This is a genomic window from Thiobacillus sp. (genome assembly GCF_024708915.1).
This window is the reverse complement of the sequence record NZ_JANJXQ010000216.1, coordinates 1-16,072: the sequence shown is the minus strand read 5'-3', so window position 1 is coordinate 16,072 and position 16,072 is coordinate 1. Positions and strand designations below refer to the sequence as shown.

The window sequence follows — 16,072 nt, the reverse complement described above, 5'->3', positions numbered from 1 at the left end:
CAACTGCCTAGGCATCCAGCGGCCGGCCATCGGGCTGAATGCCACCTTCAGCCAGGGCGCCACCCTGGCCGGCGACCTCGCGCTGGTGTCGCAGTCCGGCGCGCTGTGCACGGCCATGCTGGACTGGGCGGAAACCAACGGCATCGGCTTTTCCAGCGTGATCTCCACCGGCGCGTCGGCCGACCTGGATTTCGGTGAAATCCTCGACTACCTGGCCACCGACACGCAGACCCGCGGCATCCTGCTCTACATCGAAGGCATCCGCGACGCGCGCCGTTTCATGAGCGCGCTGCGTGCGACGGCCCGCTTCAAGCCCGTCGTCATGGTCAAGGTGGGGCGTCACGCGACAGGGGCAAAGGCAGCGCAGTCGCATACCGGCGCGCTGGTGGGATCGGACGCGGTGTTCGATGCCCTGGTGCGGCGCGCCGGGGTGGTGCGGGTCAACACCATCCTGCAGCTGTTCGCCTCGGCGCGCGCGCTGTCCAGCCATATCCGGCCCAGCGGTAACCGTCTTGCCATCGTCACCAACGGCGGCGGTCCTGGCGTCATGGCGACCGATCTCGCGGTGGATCTGGGGGTGCGCATGGCGGAGCTGTCGCCGGCGACGCTCGATGCGCTCGACGCCGTGCTGCCGGCCAACTGGTCGCATGGCAATCCGCTCGACATCATCGGCGACGCCGCCGCCGGGCGTTACCGCGCGGCGGTGGACGCCTGCCTCGCCGACGACAACGTCGACGGCGTGCTGGTGATGCTGACGCCGCAGGCGATGACCCGGCCGACCGAGGTGGCCGAGGCGGTGGTGGAGGCGGCGAAGACCTCGCACAAGCCGGTGCTGACCTGCTGGATGGGCGAGGCGCAGGTGCATGCGGGACGGCGCCTGTTCAAGCAGGCCGGCATTCCGTACTTCACCACGCCGGAACCGGCCGTCGAAGTGTTCTCTTTCCTCTCGGCCTTTTACGAGAACCAGCGCCAGTTGATGCAGACGCCGGGGCCGCTGTCGCAGCAGACCGAGCCGGATGCGGAAGGCGCCCGCCTGATCGTCGAAAGCGCGCTGGCGCACGGCCGGCATCTGCTCAACGAGGTGGAATCGAAGGCGCTGCTGGCGGCTTTCCGCATCCCGATCGCGCCGACGCTGATCGCGCGCAGCCCGATGGAGGCCATGCTGATGGCGCAGCAGATCGGCTTTCCGGTGGTGCTGAAAATCAATTCGCCGGACATCACCCACAAGTCCGACGTCAACGGCGTGCGGCTGAGCCTGTCCAGCGGCCAGGCGGTGCGTTCCGCTTTCGGCGAGATGCTGGCCGATGTGAAGCGTATCCGTCCCGACGCCACCCTGGACGGCATCGTCGTCGAGCCCATGGTGAAACGGCCGCACGCCCGCGAAGTGCTGCTGGGGATGACCTCGGACCCGGTGCTGGGGCCGGTGATCGTATTCGGCGCCGGCGGCGTCGACGTCGAAGTCCTGCAGGATCGCGCGGTGACCCTGCCGCCGCTGAACCGTTATCTGGCGCACGACCTGATCCGGCGCACCCGCGTCGCCACCCTGCTGGGCGCGTTCCGCAACCGTCCGCCGGTCGACATGGAGGTGCTGGAGAACGTGCTGCTGCGGCTGTCGGAAATGGTCTGCGAATTGCCCTGGCTGGCCGAACTGGACATCAATCCGCTGCTGGTCGACGAACACGGCGCGCTGGCGCTGGATGCCCGCATCGTCATCGCCCCTCGCGTGCCGATGGCCGACCGCTACGGCCACATGGCGATCCACCCTTACCCGGCGCATCTGCTGACGCACTGGCAGTTGCCCAGCGGCAACGACGTCGTCATTCGACCGATCCGCCCGGAAGATGCCGAGCTGACGCAGAAGTTCGTGCGCAGCCTGTCCGAGGAAACCAAGTATTTCCGCTTCATGGACGCGGTGAGCGAGCTGTCCCCCACCATGCTGGCGCGTCTCACCCAGATCGACTACACGCGGGAGATGGCGCTGCTGGCGCTGGCGGAAATCGACGGCGGGGAGGTGGAACTGGGCGTGGCGCGCTATGCCATCAACCCGGACGGCGAGTCCTGCGAATTCGCCCTGGTGGTCGACGACGCGTGGCAGAAGCAGGGGATCGGCCACAAGCTCATGGATGTGCTGATGGACGTGGCGCGCGGTATGGGGCTGAAGACGATGGAGGGCGAGGTGCTGAAAACCAACCGCCCGATGCTGAAACTGGCGGCAGGCCTGGGCTTCCGTAGCGAGCCGCACCCGGAAGACGATACGCTGCAAAGGGTTTCGCGCGCACTGTAAGCGGCGATGCGGGCGCGGTTTGCCGCTTACAGGGCGCCGTCCCTGTGCGGCGGCCTGCTTGCCGCGTCAATGCGGCGGCGGATGCTGGCGGGTGCAGGTCCGGTTGCGCCCGGCCTTCTTGGCCGCGTAGAGCGCCTGGTCGGCGGTGCTGACCAGTGAATCGCTATCCACGGTGCCGGCTTCGCGGGCGGCCACGCCGATGCTGGCGGTGATGGTTTTTGCCGTCTGCCCGATGGTGACTCTTTTGGCTTCCAGGGTGGCGCGCAGGCGTTCGGCCGACAGCAGCGCGGCCTTGAGGTCGGTATTGGGGCAAATGACCAGGAACTCCTCGCCGCCGATCCGGCAGACGCTGTCCCCCCGGCGTGCCGACATGCGCAGGGTGTCGGCCGCTTCGCGCAGGACGCTGTCGCCCGCGGCGTGGCCGTAGGTGTCGTTGATGTGCTTGAAGTGGTCGATATCGATCACCATCACCGCAAGCGGCGCACCGGAGCGCGAAGCGGCGTTCCACGCCTGTTCGAGCTGATCCATCGCCGAACGGCGGTTGGGCAGCCCGGTCAGCAGGTCGGTCAGCGCGGCATTCGCCAGCCGCCGGTTGGCCACGGCCAGCTCGGCGGCGATCTGGCGCAGCTGCGTGCGGTCCTTTTCCCAGGCGTTTTGCAATCGCACCAGGCGCTGCGCAGCGTTCAGCCGTGTACGCAGCCCCTTGGCGCTGATGGTGCTGGGGGCGTAGCCATCCGCGTCGACTTCGTAGGCGCGTGTCAGCTGCGCTTCGCCGTGATCGTCGGCCATCAGCAGAATATGCATGCGGCGGCCTTCTTCGGTCGCGCGCAAGGCCTGGCACAATTCCGGGCCGTCGAGCTGCGGCAGGTTGTAGTGCGCGATGATGACCTGCGGGAGCACTTCCATCGCCAGCGCCAGTGCAGTGTTGCCGTTGTCCGCCGGATAGACGATGTGGCCGCTGTCCTCGACCAGCAGCGCCATGATTTTGCGGCGGCTGAAGGCATTGCCGTCTGCCACCACGATGCGCAGCGGCGCCTCGTCTTCCGTGGCCTCCGCGTGACCATGGCTGATTTCGGCAAAGGGCGGCAGGATCGTCGTCGGAATCTTCAGCAGCGCGCCCCAGTCGTGCCAACTGGCGATCACGTCGTCGATGAAGTCTCCGGCAGCTTCCTGCGGGATGTCGAGTTCGGCCGCCAGCGCCATCCATTCCCGCGCCAGTTTCGGGCGCTCGGCGGCATCCGCCAATCCGAGGTTGGCGAGCAGGTGCGACAGCCGCAGCATCAGCGTCAGGCTGCTGGTCCGCGAGTCGCGGGGAAAACAGGGACGATCCGGGTTCTCGTAATGGGCGAGCGGCTCGGTGAAGACTTTGGGGATGCCCCAATCGGTCAGCATCACGATGCCCAGTTCGCTATGGTCGGTTTCCAGGCGGGCGCGTTCCTGGGCAATGATCGGCTGCGCGGGGTCGGCATGATGCGCCGTCAGGACCGCGTTGTAGTCGTCGGGGTAGGCGGTTGCCAGCGCCAGCTGCCCCACCTGGGCCAGCAAGCCGCAGACGAACAGCTCGTCGGCTGCGCCTACCGGCATCCGCGCGCCCAGCGCCTGCATGGTCAGCCCCATCAGCAGCGAATGCGCCCAGTATCCCTGGTAGTCGAATGCTTCGCACGCGCCGGCGCGATACTGGTCCAGCAGCGAAAACCCCAGCGCAAGCTGGCGCACCGTCGCCATGCCCTGGCGTACCACGGCTTCCTGCACCGATACCACCGGGCGCGCGCCGTGCGAAGCGGCGTTCGCCAGCTTGATCAGCCGTCCGGACAGTGCGGGGTCGGTCTGCACCACCCGGGCGATTTCGCTCAGGGTTGCGTTCTCGCGCCGGGATAACTCAAGCACGGCCAGCGCAACCCCCCGTGGACTGGGCAACTGGCCGCTGATTTTGAGTTGTTCAACCTGTGTCATATCAACCTGTTTTCGGTGAAGCGAATGGATGCTGTTGCGGGTCGGCAAATCCCGGCCTGAATGCATTGCGGCTGCCATCCGCGCGGCGGCATCTTCAGGCTGAATGGGTGCCGGGCTATCAATGGCCGTGTGGGGGCGGCCGGCATGCAGCGAGGCCTTGAGGCGCCGCTGTCGTATTTTCAGCAGTGTTATCGACAGGATTTCGACAAAATGAAGCCCGCTGCGCGAAGTCCGCGCGCCGGCGGGCGGCGGTCAGGCGGCGCCGAGCTTTTGATCCAGGCAGCGCAGATACGCCGCCGAATCGAACGCCGTCCGGTTGCGCTGGACCTGCCAGATCATTTCCGCGAGGCAGTCCATGAGGTCATGCTGGGCGTCCATTTCGTTGCCGCAGCGCTTGAGCAGTTGCTGGTAGCGTTCGCGGATGCCCGGCGGCTGGTCGACCGAGAGCTGCTCGCTGATCGCCAGGTGCATGGAAAGATGCAGGAAGGGATTGGTTTCGCCGGATTCGGGCAGGTAATCCCGCACCTTGTAGCGATCCGGCTGATCGAGCAGGGCGTGGTATTCGGGGTGCGCCAGCACGGCATCGAGCGCCGGCTGCTCCGCGCCTGCCAGCGGCTGTCCGGCGCGGTATTTCGCCCACACGTCGAAGAAGAACTGGCGCACCTGGTCGCGGCTGGGATTAAACATCAAGTCGTCTTGGGCATTACGTTTGCCCCCTCTCCCGCGTGCGGGAGAGGGTTGGGGAGAGGGCGGTTTTGGCGCTGCGTTTTTTCATTCCCTCGGCTGCAGGCCAGGTCTTGTCCTTGTACTCGCACAGATCCGCAATGAGGCATGCGGGGCATTTCGGCTTTCTGGCCTGGCACACGTAGCGGCCGTGCAGGATCAGCCAGTGGTGGGCGTCGATGCGGAATTCGGCGGGGATGGTCTTGAGCAGCTTTTTTTCCACCTCCAGCACGGTCTTGCCGGGCGCCAGGCCGGTGCGGTTGGCGACGCGGAAGATGTGGGTGTCGACCGCCATGGTCGGCTGGCCGAATGCGGTGTTCAGAATTACGTTGGCGGTTTTGCGTCCCACGCCGGGCAGCGCTTCGAGCGCGGCGCGCTCGGCGGGGACCCGGCTGCCGTGCTGCTCGACCAGCATCCGGCAGGCGGCGATGAGATGCCGGGCCTTGCTCTTGTAGAGGCCGATGCTCTTGATGGTGTCCGCCAAACCCGCCTCGCCCAGCGCGTAGATGGCTTCGGGGGTGTTGGCCACCGGAAACAGTCTGCGCGTCGCCAGGTTCACCCCCTTGTCGGTGGCCTGCGCCGAGAGCACCACCGCCACCAGCAGTTCGAATGGCGTGGCGTATTCAAGCTCGGTGGTGGGATGTGGATTGGCCGCGCGCAGACGGCTGAAGATTTCGCGGCGTTTGGCTGGATTCATGGCGAGCTTGGCATGCGGCGCGTCACTGCGTATCGAGCGATTTTTTCAATGCCTGTTTTTCGGCTTGCCGCTTGGCGCCGGCCGATTTTTCGTGTTCGCCGGCGCGGCGCTGGATCGCCAGCGCGACATAGGGGTTGCGCGGCTTGGGAACGCGCTTTTTCAGTGGCGGCTTCATGCCGCAACCGGCACGGCCGCGCGGGCGCGCTGTTCGGCACGCGCCTTGTTCCAGTTGTTCGCGGCGATCAGCAGCCCCAGCGCGATGAAGGCGCCGGGCGGCAGGATCGCCAGCAGAAAGCCCTTGTAGCCGGGCAGCAGGTGCAGCACGAATTGTTTGGCCTCCTCGCCGAACACCAGGTCGATGCCGGACAGCAGCGTGCCCTGCCCGGCGAGTTCGCGGATCGCGCCCAGCACCACCAGCACCAGCGTCAGGCCCAGGCCCATCGCAATCGCATCGACCACGCTGTGCAGCGGGCGATTCTTGGCGGCAAACGCGTCGGCGCGCGCCAGCACGATGCAGTTGGTGGTGATCAGCGGGATGAAGATCCCCAGCACCAGATACAGCGGGTGCACGAAGGCGTTCATCGTCAGATCGATCACCGTGACCAGCGCGGCGATGATGAGCACGAACACGGGAATGCGGATTTCGTTCGGCACGAAATGGCGCGCGCCCGACACCGCCCCGCTGGAGGCGGCCATCACCAGCGTGGTCGCCAGCCCCAGCGACAGCGCGTTGACGACGTTGTTGCTGATCGCCAGCAACGGGCACAGGCCGAGCAGCTGCACCAGCCCGGCGTTTTGCTTGACGAGGCCGTTGTGAAACAGGCTGCGGAATTCTGTTGCGGTGATCATGGTTGGACTCCTGGCTCGGGCGTGGCCGCCAGTGCGGCGCGGCGGTGCGCAAAGTAGTCTAGCGCGCTTTTGACCGCCTTGACCACAGCGCGCGGGGTGATGGTGGCGCCGGCGCGGGCGTCGAAGACGCCGCCGTCCTTCGCCACTTTCCAGTGCTTGGGCGGCGGGGCGGTCAGCGACTTGCCGGCAAACTGGTCGATCCAGGCACTTTTGGCGCGGTCGATGTAATCGCCCAGTCCCGGTGTTTCGCGGTGCGCGGTGACGCGCACGCCGGTCACCTTGCCGTCGATGTCGATACCGATCAGCAAGGCGATATCGCCGCTGTAGCCGTCCGGCGCGACGGCTTCCAGTACCACGCCGCTGACTGCGCCGCCACGGCGGGCGATCCATATCGCCGAAGGCTTGCGGGTGCCGAGCAGCGCGTCCGGCGGCACGTTTTGCTGGCTGGCCAGCAGGTCGTTGTCGTACAGGGCGGCGGGCAATACCTGGCTGATGAGCGCAAGTTTCTCCGCCTGCTGGCTGCGGGCGATGGTCGGCTCGGTGCGGTCGTGGGTGAACGCCAGCATCACGGTACCGATCAGCGAAAACACGAACAGGATGAGGCCGGTGCGCAGTGCGTTACGCAGGGCCGTCCGGATTTGCGGCGTCATGCGGGCGGCGCCTTGGTCTTTTTCGCGCCGCCATAAATGCGCGGCTGGGTGTATTGATCGATCAGCGGCACGCACAGGTTCATCAGCAGGATGGCAAACGCGACGCCGTCGGGATAGCCGCCCCAGGTGCGGATGACAATGGTGAGAAAGCCCGCGCCGAGGCCGAAAATCAGCTTGCCGCGCGGCGTCGTGGCGCCGGATACCGGGTCGGTGGCGATGAAGAATGCGCCGAGCATCACCGACGGCGCGAACAGATGGAACCACGGCGCGCCGAAGCGCCCGGCGTCGAAGAAGTGCAGGAAGCCCGCGGTGAGCCAGATGCCGGCGAGGAACGCCAGCGGCACCTGCCAGCTGATGATGCGCAAGGCCCACAGCACGAGGCCGCCGAGCAGGAACGCCGCCGCCAGCCACTCGAAGCCGATGCCGCCGTAATGGCCGAAAATCGGCTGCGTCATGATTTCGTCGACGGTCTGCTGCTGCAGCAGGCCGGTGCGCAGCGAGTCCAGCGGCGTCGCCATGGTGACGGCGTCGAGTGTGGTCTTCGGTGCGTCGCCGCCGAAAATAACCGCCGCACTTTGCGCCAGGGTGAGGGAGGCTGAAGTCAGTTCGAGCGGGGCCGTCCACTGCGTCATCTGCAGCGGGAACGACACGATCAGCACCGCGTAGCCGACCATCGCCGGATTGAAGATATTCTGCCCGAGGCCGCCGTACAGGTGCTTGGCGACCACGATGGCAAACAGCGTACCGGTGACGATCAGCCACCACGGCGCCAGCGAAGGCAGCGAGAGCGCCAGCAGCCAGGCGGTGACGATGGCCGACAGGTCGGTGAGGAAAGGTTTGGCCGGGTAGCCGCGCGCTTTCAGCATCGCCGCCTCGGCGGCCAGCGCGGTGACGGTGGCGAGTGCCAGGGTGACGAGGATGCCCGGCCCGAACGCCCAGACGTACACCGCAATGCCGGGCAGCAGCGCGGCCAGTACCCAGGCCATGACCTGGGTGACGCTGCTGCGATCAAGAATGAAAGGGGAGGGCATTATTTGTTTTCTTCCGTGACGCCTTAGGGTTTCTCTCCGGACTCCAGCGGCTGGTGCGCCAGCTCGCGGATCTTGGCCCGGCGCGCCTCGATTTCCTCGATCTCGCGCTGGGTTCCGGGCGACAGATGGTCGGTGTTCTTCGGCGCCGCCCCGGCTTTTTTTGCCTGCGCGCGGGCGAGCGCGGCAGCGATCAGCGCTTTCTTGGCATCGGCTTCGCTGGGCGCGGCGTCGCCGGCGCCGGGTGCGGCGGCAAGTTCGGCGCGCTTGGCCTGGGCCTTGGCGGCAAGCTTCTCGGCTTTTTCCTTTTTCTCGCGCTCCTGCCGGAACTGGCGGAACGCGTGGCGTTCGCGCGCGAGGTCGGCGGCGCGCTTGTCCTTTTCGCGGGTCCAGATTTCGCCCTTGGCGTAGCGGTAGAAGTCGACCAGCGGAATGTGGCTGGGGCAGACGTAGCTGCAGCAGCCGCACTCGATGCAGTCGAACAGATGGTATTCCTGCGCGCGCCCGAAGTCGCCCGCCTTGGCGAAGCGGAACAGTTCCTGCGGCTGCAGTTCCGCCGGGCAGACGTCGGCGCAGCGGGTGCAGCGGATGCACGGCAAAGCCTGGGGCAGCGGCGGGAACAGCTCGGCCGATTGCACCAGGATGCAGTTGGTGGCCTTGACCACCGGCACATCGAGATTCGGCATCGGCATGCCCATCATCGGCCCGCCCATCAGTACGCCGGTGGTGCCGTCGCGGTCGCCCGCCAGGGTGATCAGCGCATGCATCGGCGTGCCGATCAGCACCTCGAAGTTCTGCGGGCGCAGCACGTGGCCGGTGACGGTGACCAGCCGCGAGATCAGCGGTTCGCCATGGTGCACCGCGCGTGCCAGCGCGTAGGTGGTGCCGACGTTGAACACCTGGATGCCGATGTCGGTGGACAGCTTGCCGGATGGGACTTCCCTGCCGGTGAGCACCTGGATCATCTGCTTGGCGCCGCCGCCGGGGTAATGCGCCGGCACGGTCACGATTTCCACTGCAAAATCCATCCGGGCCGCGGCCGCCTGCATTGCGGCAATGGCTTGCGGCTTGTTGTCCTCGATGCCGACGAGGATTTCCGTACTGCCCAGCAGGTGGCGCATGATCGCCACGCCCTGCAGGATCTCGTCGGCACGGGAGCGCATCAGCACGTCGTCGCAGGTGATCCACGGCTCGCATTCGCCGCCGTTGATGATGAGGGTGGGGCAGTGCTGCGTCGCGCCGGGGTCGAGCTTGACTGCACTGGGGAATACCGCGCCGCCGAGGCCGGCCAGCCCCAGGTCGCGCAGTCGCATGCGCAGGTCGGCCGGCGCCAGCGCCCGGTAATCGAGCGGGCCATGTTCCATCCACTCGTCGCGGCCGTCGGTTTCGATGCTGATGCACAGGTCGGGCAGGCCGGAGATATGCGGTACCGGCTGCAGGTCGAGGGCGACGACGATACCCGAGCTGGAGGCGTGCACCGCCGCCGAGATGGTGCCGTCGGCTTCCCCGATCATCTGGCCCTTCAGCACCCGGTCGCCCACGTTTACCAGCGGTTTGGCCGGGTTGCCGATGTGCTGGCGCAGCGGGATGACCAGTTTCGCCGGCAGCGGCGCAGCGTGGATCGGCCGTGCGTTCGACTCCGTCTTGTGCTCGGGCGGATGCACGCCGCCCTTGAATTTGAAGAGTTCGCGGCTCATGCGTTCCAGTCTCCGGAAACCTGCTTCAGCATCACCACCGGATGCTTCCACTTCCAGTGCGGCAGATCCTCGGCGATCGGCACCATGCTGATGCAGTCGACCGGGCACGGCGGCAGGCACAGTTCGCAGCCGGTGCACTCGGCCGCAATGATGGTGTGCATCTGCTTGGCGGCGCCGGAAATGGCGTCGACCGGGCAGGCCTGGATGCACAGGGTGCAGCCGATGCAGGTCTGCTCGTCGATGAAGGCCACCGATTTTGGCTTGGGCGCGCCATGGGTTTCGTCGAGCGGCTTGGGTTCCACGCCGAGCAGGTCGGCCAGTTTCTTCACCCCTTCCTCGCCGCCCGGCGGGCACAGGTTGATATCCGCTTCACCCTTGGCGATCGCCTCGGCATAGGGCCGGCAGCCGAGAAATCCGCACTGCCCGCACTGCGTCTGCGGCAGGATGGCATCGATCTTTTCCGCCAGTGGGTTGCCTTCCACCTTGAAGCGGATGGCCGACCAGCCGAGCGCCAGCCCGATCGCCACCGCGATGCCGGCCATCACCAGAATGGCGGCAAGCATTACTTGACCAGCCCGGAGAAACCCATGAATGCCAGCGACATCAAGCCTGCGGTGATCATTGCAATGCTGGTGCCCTTGAACGGCGAAGGGACGTCGCACGTCTCCATCCGTTCGCGGATACCGGCAAACAGGATCAGCACCATGGTGAAGCCGAGCGCCCCGCCGGCACCGAAAAACAGCGATTCGACGAAGCCGTGCTGTTCCTGCGCATTGAGCAGCGGGATCCCCAGCACGGCGCAGTTGGTGGTGATGAGCGGCAGATAGATCCCCAGCACCTGGTACAGCACCGGGCTGGATTTGTGGATGAACATCTCGGTGAACTGCACGATTCCGGCGATCACCACGATGAACGACAGCGTGCGCAGATAGAACAATTCGGGGCCGAGCAGGTATTCGTTGACGAGATAGCTCGCCCCGGACGCCAGCGTCAGCACGAAGGCCGTCGCCAGCCCCATGCCGATCGCCGCTTCCAGCTTCTTCGATACGCCCATGAACGGGCACAGGCCGAGTATCTTGGCCATCACGATGTTGTTCACGAACACCGTGGAAATAATGATGAGGATATAGGTTTCCAAAACAGGCAGCCCGTCGCAATGCCGCATTATCCGCCCTTAAAGGCGTGGGATTCAAGCGGATGCAGGCAGGGATATTGTTCGGTGCGCGGCCGGTCAGCCGAGGGTTTTCCCGCTGGCCCAGAAATCGTAGCCTTTGATCAAAAACTCGTCCCACGGCAGATAGTGCGAACCGTCGCACGAGAAGGTGAGGCCGATCATGCCGTTGAAGATGTTGAGCGACCCTCCGCGCAGATAGAAGGTCTCGTCCATGAAGCGCAGCGCGCGCAGAGTGTCGAGCACCGGACGGATCTTGTCCCTGGGCACCGCGGCCGTGCTCGGGTAGGGGCGGCGCGGGTAGGTAAGGCAGGTGTCGGGGTCGGTCAGCGCGTCGATATCGAGCAGCCGGTAGTAATACGGATCATCGACCAGCCAGATGGTGGCACGGCTGCTGGAAAAGTGCAGCTTGCCGTGGAACACGCCGCGATCGGTCATCAGCTCTTCCATCACGCCGAGTACGGTGTCGATGTTGAGATCCATCTGGCTGTCGCTGCGGGTCTGGTGGAATACCGCGCCGCGGATTGCCGGGTCGCCCTTGATCTGCCGCCAGTTGGTGGGCTCGTCGTACAGCTGGCCGGTGATCGGCAGGTCGCGCAGGTCGAAATCGGCGCCGACGAAGCCGAGCACTTCGCCACCGTCGTTGCGCACGATCTGGATCGCGGTGAGCGATGGCCGCTTCATGCGCAGGCTGATATAGGCCTGCGACAGCAGAAAGCCCTGGTTGGGTACCGCTTCGTTCATGTAGGGCCGGTCGGAACGATCGCGCCCGAAATCCGTCTCGATCAGGCCTGTGCGGCTGATGTTGTCGGAGAGCTGGATCGCATGGGTATCCAGTGCATACAGGTATTTGCACGCGGGCAGGGTCGTCAGCGCATGGCTCAGCGCGGCGTTGAGTCCGGCACGGCTCGGCCATGCCCGGCTGCACGCCTGCGCGGCCAGTGCCAGCGGCTCGCGCAGCATATTGGCGAGCGCGTCGCGCTGGTGGGCGACGCTTTCGGCGAGCGTGGTGGGGGACGGGGTGGAGCGGTCCGGGACGATGGGCTGCATGGAGTGCGGCCTAGCCGTGACGCAGCGAAATCACCGGCCAGCCCTTGCCCTCGGCGTGGGCGCGCAGGGTGGGGTCGGGGTCGACGGCGACGGGATGGCGGACTTTTTCCAGCAGCGGCAGGTCGTTGTGCGAGTCGCTGTAGAACCAGCTGGTAGTGAGGCAGTCGAGGCGGGTGCCCTGGGCTTCGAGAAAGTGTTCGAGGCGGGTGACCTTGCCTTCGCGGAAGCAGGGGGTGCCGGCGACTTCGCCGGTGAAGCGGCCGTCGCGCTGCTCGGGCTCGGTGGCGATCAGATGCGGGATACCGAATTCGCGCGCAATCGGCGCGGTGACGAAACTGTTGGTGGCGGTGATGACGGCGACCAGGTCGGCTTCGTCGAGGTGTCTGTCGACCAGGTCGCGCGCGGCCTGGGTAATCATCGGCTTGATGCGCGTCTCCATGTATTCGGCGTGCCAGGCGTCGAGCTGTTCGCGCGTGTGGGTGGCGAGCGGACGCAGGGCGAACGCGAGGAAGGCGTGAATATCCAGCCGTCCGGCCTTGTAGTCTTCGTAGAACGCGCGGTTCTTGGCTTCGTAGTGGGCGCCGTCGACCACGCCCCTGTCGATGAGGAATTGACCCCATTCGTAGTCGGAGTCGCCGGCGAGCAGGGTGTTGTCGAGGTCGAACAGAACGAGATTCATGGCGGGAGGCACTCTAAACGATTCAAGTTACAGGAATTCAGGCGCGCGGAGCCTGGCCGCGGTCGCGCCAGAAATCGCGCAGTTCATAGCAGCTCCAGATCGCCATCGCCACATAATCGTTGCGGCTGGTCTGGCGCTCTGCTTCCGTCCACTCTTCGGGCGGCGTCATCAGCACATACAGCGGGTCGAGCATTTCGTCGACAAAGGCTTCGTCCTTGCTGTCCGGCGGCAGTTCCCAGTCGGCTTCCCAGTGTTCCACCACCTGCAGGAATCCGGCTGCCCAGAGGCTGGCGTAAGGCGGGACGCCTTCGGCCCTGAGCGCGGCGGCCTCGTTCTTCGGCAGGTCGGCCAGCAGGCCTTCCCAGTCCATGATGAGCGGGGACAGCGCGCGCGGGTCGGCCAGGTTGTCGATCGGAACGGCGAGCGCGCGCGCGATCTCGTTCCAGCGGCGGCCGAGCAGCGCTTCGAAGCGGCCGTATTGCGCGGCATCGGCGAACAGCGTTGCGGGAGCGTCATGCTCGAACAGCACCGGCAGATAGCTTTCCGCTGCGATCATGCGCGGCGCGCATTGCAGGGCCGTGACGAAGCCGTCGACGCCTTCGAGCGACAGCGGCGCGTCGGTGCGCGCGGCGGCATCGTCGATCAGGTCGGCCAGTTCGGCGATATCGTCGTCGCTGAGCGGCGCGTTCTGGTTTTTGCTGGACATGGCAGGGGCTCGATGCGAAGGGCGCGGCAATGCGCAGGGGCTTCACGTAAAATTGATGGATGAATTTTACCGCGCTTGTGCTGCCGCAATCATTACATCTGTTCGGCTGGCTGGGACTGGCCTTTCTGGGCTGGCGCTGGCTGATGTCGGGCGACTGGCGCAGGCTTGCAGAGCCGGCGCGTCTGAACCTGTTTCTGGGCGCCACGGTGGCGGTGCTGGCGTTGTGGCAGATTCGTACCGGGGTGAAGCCGGGGCTGACGTTTCATCTGTATGGCATTTCGGCCATGACGCTGATGTTCGGCTTCTGGCGCGCGAGCTTCGCCGGGGTGCTGGTTCTGCTGGCCAATGCGGCGTTCGGGCGCGGCAATCCGGTTGCGCTGGGGATCGATGCGCTGTTGCAGGCGGTGCTGCCTGCGGCGGTGAGCTGGGGCGTGTTCCGCCTGCTGGATCGCCGCCTGCCGAATCATTTTTTCATTTACGTGCTGGGCAACGGCTTTTTCGGCGCGGCGCTGGCGGTGGCGGCCGTCGGGCTGGCCACCACGGCGGTGATGGCGCTGGCCGGCGTCTATCCGCTCGATTACCTGCTGACGCAGTACACGCCGTATGCCGCGCTGCTGATCGCCTGGGCCGAGGCATTTTCCACCGGCATGGCGATTACCGTGATGGCGGTATACCGGCCGGCCTGGCTGGAAACCTTCGATGACGCGCGGTATATCCAGAACAAGTAAACCTTTTTTATCCGCGAAGGACGCGAAGAAAAACGAAGAAAGGCGATAGAAGCCGACCCGGTTCGCACCCAGACATGATCGGGCTTTCTTCGCGCCACTTCGCGTACTTCGCGGACAATCCGGTTTTTGAATTTTGAACCCCACCGTGCACATTACCTATCCCGACCTGCCGGTCAGTGCGCGCCGCGACGACATCCTCGCCGCGCTGCGCGCCCACCGCGTGCTGATCCTGTGCGGCGAGACCGGCTCCGGCAAGACCACGCAGATCCCCAAGATGTGCCTGGAAGCGCGGCTGGGATCGGCTACGGCGCGCCCCGGCAAGCTGATCGGCTGCACCCAGCCGCGCCGCATCGCCGCGCGCTCGGTGGCGGCGCGCATTGCGCAGGAACTCGGCGGCGAGCTCGGCGGCGTGGTCGGCTACAAGGTGCGCTTCACCGACAAGGTACGCCACGACACCGCGATCAAGGTGATGACCGACGGCATCCTCTTGGCCGAAAGCCAGGGCGATCCGCTGTTGAGCCGCTACGACACCATCATCATCGACGAGGCGCACGAGCGCAGCCTCAACATCGACTTCCTGCTCGGCTATCTGAAGACGCTGGTGGAGAAGCGCAGCGATCTGCGCGTGGTCATCACCTCGGCGACCATCGACGCCGAGCGCTTCTCCAGGCATTTCGACGACGCGCCGGTGATCGAGGTGTCGGGGCGCATGTATCCGGTGGAAATCCGCTGGCGGCCAATCGAGCGTGAGGAACCCGCCACGCCGGCCAAGGGCGAAAGGAAGGACAAGGACGCGCCCGACCAGATCGCCGCCATCCTCGACGCCACCGATGAACTGGCGCGCACGGGCCCGGGCGACATCCTGGTGTTCCTGCCCGGCGAGCGCGAGATCCGCGACACCGCCGAGGCGCTCAGGAAGCACCACCCGCCCGGCACCGAAATCCTGCCGCTGTTTTCCCGCCTGTCGGTGGCCGAGCAGGACGCGATCTTCAGGCCGACCAGTGCGCTGCGCCGCATCGTGCTCGCCACCAACGTGGCCGAGACCTCGCTCACCGTGCCCGGCATCCGCTACGTGATCGACCCCGGCACCGCGCGGGTGAAGCGCTATTCGGCGCGCAACAAGGTCGAGCAGCTCCTGATCGAGAAGGTCTCGCAGGCGTCGGCCAACCAGCGCGCCGGGCGCTGCGGGCGGGTGGCCGACGGCGTCTGCATCCGCCTCTACGACGAGGCCGATTTTGCCAACCGGCCGCGCTTCACCGATCCCGAACTGCTGCGCTCGTCGCTGGCGGGCGTCATCCTGCGCATGAAGTCGCTCGGGCTGGGCGATGTGGTCGGCTTCCCCTTCATCGACCCGCCGAGCTCGCGCTTGGTGACCGACGGCTACCAGTTGCTGGCCGAACTGCACGCGCTCGACGAGCAGGGGGCTTTGACCCAAATCGGCAAGAAGCTGGCGAAATTGCCGCTCGACCCGCGCATCGCGCGCATGCTGCTGGCGGCCGAACAGCAGCGCTGCGTCAACGAGGTGCTGATCATCGCCAGCGCGCTGTCGGTGCAGGATCCGCGCGACCGCCCGATGGAGCGCGCGCAGGCGGCGGACGAAAAGCACAAATTATTTGCTGACGAGCGTTCCGACTTCATGGGCTGGCTCAGACTGTGGCGCTGGTACGCGGAGCAGGTGCAGCACAAGAAAACCAACCGCCAGCTGCAGACGCTGCTGCAGGACCACTTTCTGTCGCCGCGGCGGATGCGTGAATGGCGCGACATCCACGGCCAGCTGCACGCGCATGTTGCCGAACTCGGCCTGCGCGAGAACGACAAGGACGCCGGCTACGACGCGATCCATCAGGCGCTGCTGAC

The 16,072-nt window shown here is 66.0% G+C and carries 16 protein-coding genes; 3 read left to right on the top strand and 13 right to left on the bottom strand.

Features of this window, described 5'->3' with window-relative positions; translation table 11 throughout:
- The coding region (locus Q0L94_RS14645; RefSeq protein ID WP_296754602.1) for a bifunctional acetate--CoA ligase family protein/GNAT family N-acetyltransferase at window positions 1–2,284 on the top strand (2,284 nt) is incomplete at its 5' end.
- Between the two features lie 66 nt (window positions 2,285–2,350).
- Here Q0L94_RS14645 and Q0L94_RS14640 read toward each other — a convergent pair.
- From Q0L94_RS14640 to Q0L94_RS14580, 13 genes are all read right to left on the bottom strand, one after another.
- Entirely contained in the window at window positions 2,351–4,237 is a 1,887-nt protein-coding gene (locus Q0L94_RS14640) for a diguanylate cyclase (protein WP_296754599.1), read from the bottom strand.
- A 252-nt stretch (window positions 4,238–4,489) separates the two neighbouring features.
- The gene (locus Q0L94_RS14635; protein WP_296754597.1) at window positions 4,490–4,924 is read right to left on the bottom strand and encodes a DUF1841 family protein; all 435 of its coding nucleotides are present in this window, start codon (window positions 4,922–4,924) and stop codon (window positions 4,490–4,492) included.
- 16 nt (window positions 4,925–4,940) lie between these two features.
- On the bottom strand, window positions 4,941–5,657 hold the full coding sequence (gene nth, locus Q0L94_RS14630; protein WP_296754594.1) for an endonuclease III: 717 nt from the start codon (window positions 5,655–5,657) through the stop codon (window positions 4,941–4,943).
- A 22-nt stretch (window positions 5,658–5,679) separates the two neighbouring features.
- The gene (locus Q0L94_RS14625; RefSeq protein ID WP_296754591.1) at window positions 5,680–5,832 is read right to left on the bottom strand and encodes a hypothetical protein; all 153 of its coding nucleotides are present in this window, start codon (window positions 5,830–5,832) and stop codon (window positions 5,680–5,682) included.
- The gene (locus Q0L94_RS14620) at window positions 5,829–6,506 is read right to left on the bottom strand and encodes an electron transport complex subunit E (protein ID WP_296754589.1); all 678 of its coding nucleotides are present in this window, start codon (window positions 6,504–6,506) and stop codon (window positions 5,829–5,831) included. Before Q0L94_RS14620 ends, Q0L94_RS14625 begins: the two co-directional genes overlap by 4 nt.
- A complete protein-coding gene (gene rsxG, locus Q0L94_RS14615; RefSeq protein WP_296754586.1) occupies window positions 6,503–7,156 on the bottom strand; it encodes an electron transport complex subunit RsxG in 654 nt (217 codons plus the stop codon). The genes Q0L94_RS14620 and rsxG overlap by 4 nt, the downstream gene beginning before the upstream one ends.
- A complete protein-coding gene (rsxD, locus tag Q0L94_RS14610; protein WP_296754584.1) occupies window positions 7,153–8,187 on the bottom strand; it encodes an electron transport complex subunit RsxD in 1,035 nt (344 codons plus the stop codon). Before rsxD ends, rsxG begins: the two co-directional genes overlap by 4 nt.
- A gap of 23 nt (window positions 8,188–8,210) precedes the next feature.
- A complete protein-coding gene (gene rsxC / locus Q0L94_RS14605; protein ID WP_296754581.1) occupies window positions 8,211–9,881 on the bottom strand; it encodes an electron transport complex subunit RsxC in 1,671 nt (556 codons plus the stop codon).
- Window positions 9,878–10,444 carry an electron transport complex subunit RsxB gene (gene rsxB / locus Q0L94_RS14600; RefSeq protein ID WP_296754578.1) on the bottom strand — a complete coding sequence of 189 codons (567 nt, stop codon included), beginning with the start codon at window positions 10,442–10,444 and terminating at the stop codon, window positions 9,878–9,880. The genes rsxC and rsxB overlap by 4 nt, the downstream gene beginning before the upstream one ends.
- Window positions 10,444–11,019: an electron transport complex subunit RsxA gene (gene rsxA, locus Q0L94_RS14595; protein WP_296754576.1), complete on the bottom strand. Its 576-nt coding sequence runs from the start codon at window positions 11,017–11,019 to the stop codon at window positions 10,444–10,446. The genes rsxB and rsxA overlap by 1 nt, the downstream gene beginning before the upstream one ends.
- 93 nt (window positions 11,020–11,112) lie before the next feature.
- Complete coding sequence (locus tag Q0L94_RS14590) at window positions 11,113–12,102, bottom strand: hypothetical protein (protein WP_296754574.1); 990 nt, start codon at window positions 12,100–12,102, stop codon at window positions 11,113–11,115.
- 10 nt (window positions 12,103–12,112) lie between these two features.
- On the bottom strand, window positions 12,113–12,781 hold the full coding sequence (locus Q0L94_RS14585; protein WP_296754572.1) for an HAD family hydrolase: 669 nt from the start codon (window positions 12,779–12,781) through the stop codon (window positions 12,113–12,115).
- Between the two features lie 37 nt (window positions 12,782–12,818).
- Window positions 12,819–13,487, bottom strand: coding sequence for a YecA family protein (locus Q0L94_RS14580; RefSeq protein WP_296754569.1), 669 nt, complete (start codon window positions 13,485–13,487; stop codon window positions 12,819–12,821).
- A gap of 59 nt (window positions 13,488–13,546) precedes the next feature.
- Between Q0L94_RS14580 and Q0L94_RS14575 the strand changes: the two genes are divergently transcribed.
- Together Q0L94_RS14575 and hrpA are read left to right on the top strand one after the other, a co-directional pair.
- Entirely contained in the window at window positions 13,547–14,215 is a 669-nt protein-coding gene (locus Q0L94_RS14575) for an energy-coupling factor ABC transporter permease (RefSeq protein WP_296754566.1), read from the top strand.
- 145 nt (window positions 14,216–14,360) lie between these two features.
- Window positions 14,361–16,072 (top strand): ATP-dependent RNA helicase HrpA (hrpA, locus tag Q0L94_RS14570; protein WP_296754564.1); only part of this gene is annotated, 1,712 nt, incomplete at its 3' end.

Bases quoted from the DNA above. Each gene is read 5' to 3' on its own strand.
- Q0L94_RS14640 (WP_296754599.1), bottom strand. From the start codon at position 4,237: ATGACACAGGTTGAACAACTCAAAATCAGCGGCCAGTTGCCCAGTCCA.
- rsxD (WP_296754584.1), bottom strand. From the start codon at position 8,187: ATGCCCTCCCCTTTCATTCTTGATCGCAGCAGCGTCACCCAGGTCATG.
- Q0L94_RS14575 (WP_296754566.1), top strand. From the start codon at position 13,547: ATGAATTTTACCGCGCTTGTGCTGCCGCAATCATTACATCTGTTCGGC.
- rsxC (WP_296754581.1), bottom strand. From the start codon at position 9,881: ATGAGCCGCGAACTCTTCAAATTCAAGGGCGGCGTGCATCCGCCCGAG.
- Q0L94_RS14590 (WP_296754574.1), bottom strand. From the start codon at position 12,102: ATGCAGCCCATCGTCCCGGACCGCTCCACCCCGTCCCCCACCACGCTC.
- nth (WP_296754594.1), bottom strand. From the start codon at position 5,657: ATGAATCCAGCCAAACGCCGCGAAATCTTCAGCCGTCTGCGCGCGGCC.
- Q0L94_RS14585 (WP_296754572.1), bottom strand. From the start codon at position 12,781: ATGAATCTCGTTCTGTTCGACCTCGACAACACCCTGCTCGCCGGCGAC.
- Q0L94_RS14635 (WP_296754597.1), bottom strand. From the start codon at position 4,924: ATGTTTAATCCCAGCCGCGACCAGGTGCGCCAGTTCTTCTTCGACGTG.
- Q0L94_RS14620 (WP_296754589.1), bottom strand. From the start codon at position 6,506: ATGATCACCGCAACAGAATTCCGCAGCCTGTTTCACAACGGCCTCGTC.
- Q0L94_RS14625 (WP_296754591.1), bottom strand. From the start codon at position 5,832: ATGAAGCCGCCACTGAAAAAGCGCGTTCCCAAGCCGCGCAACCCCTAT.
- rsxG (WP_296754586.1), bottom strand. From the start codon at position 7,156: ATGACGCCGCAAATCCGGACGGCCCTGCGTAACGCACTGCGCACCGGC.
- Q0L94_RS14580 (WP_296754569.1), bottom strand. From the start codon at position 13,487: ATGTCCAGCAAAAACCAGAACGCGCCGCTCAGCGACGACGATATCGCC.
- rsxB (WP_296754578.1), bottom strand. From the start codon at position 10,444: ATGCTTGCCGCCATTCTGGTGATGGCCGGCATCGCGGTGGCGATCGGG.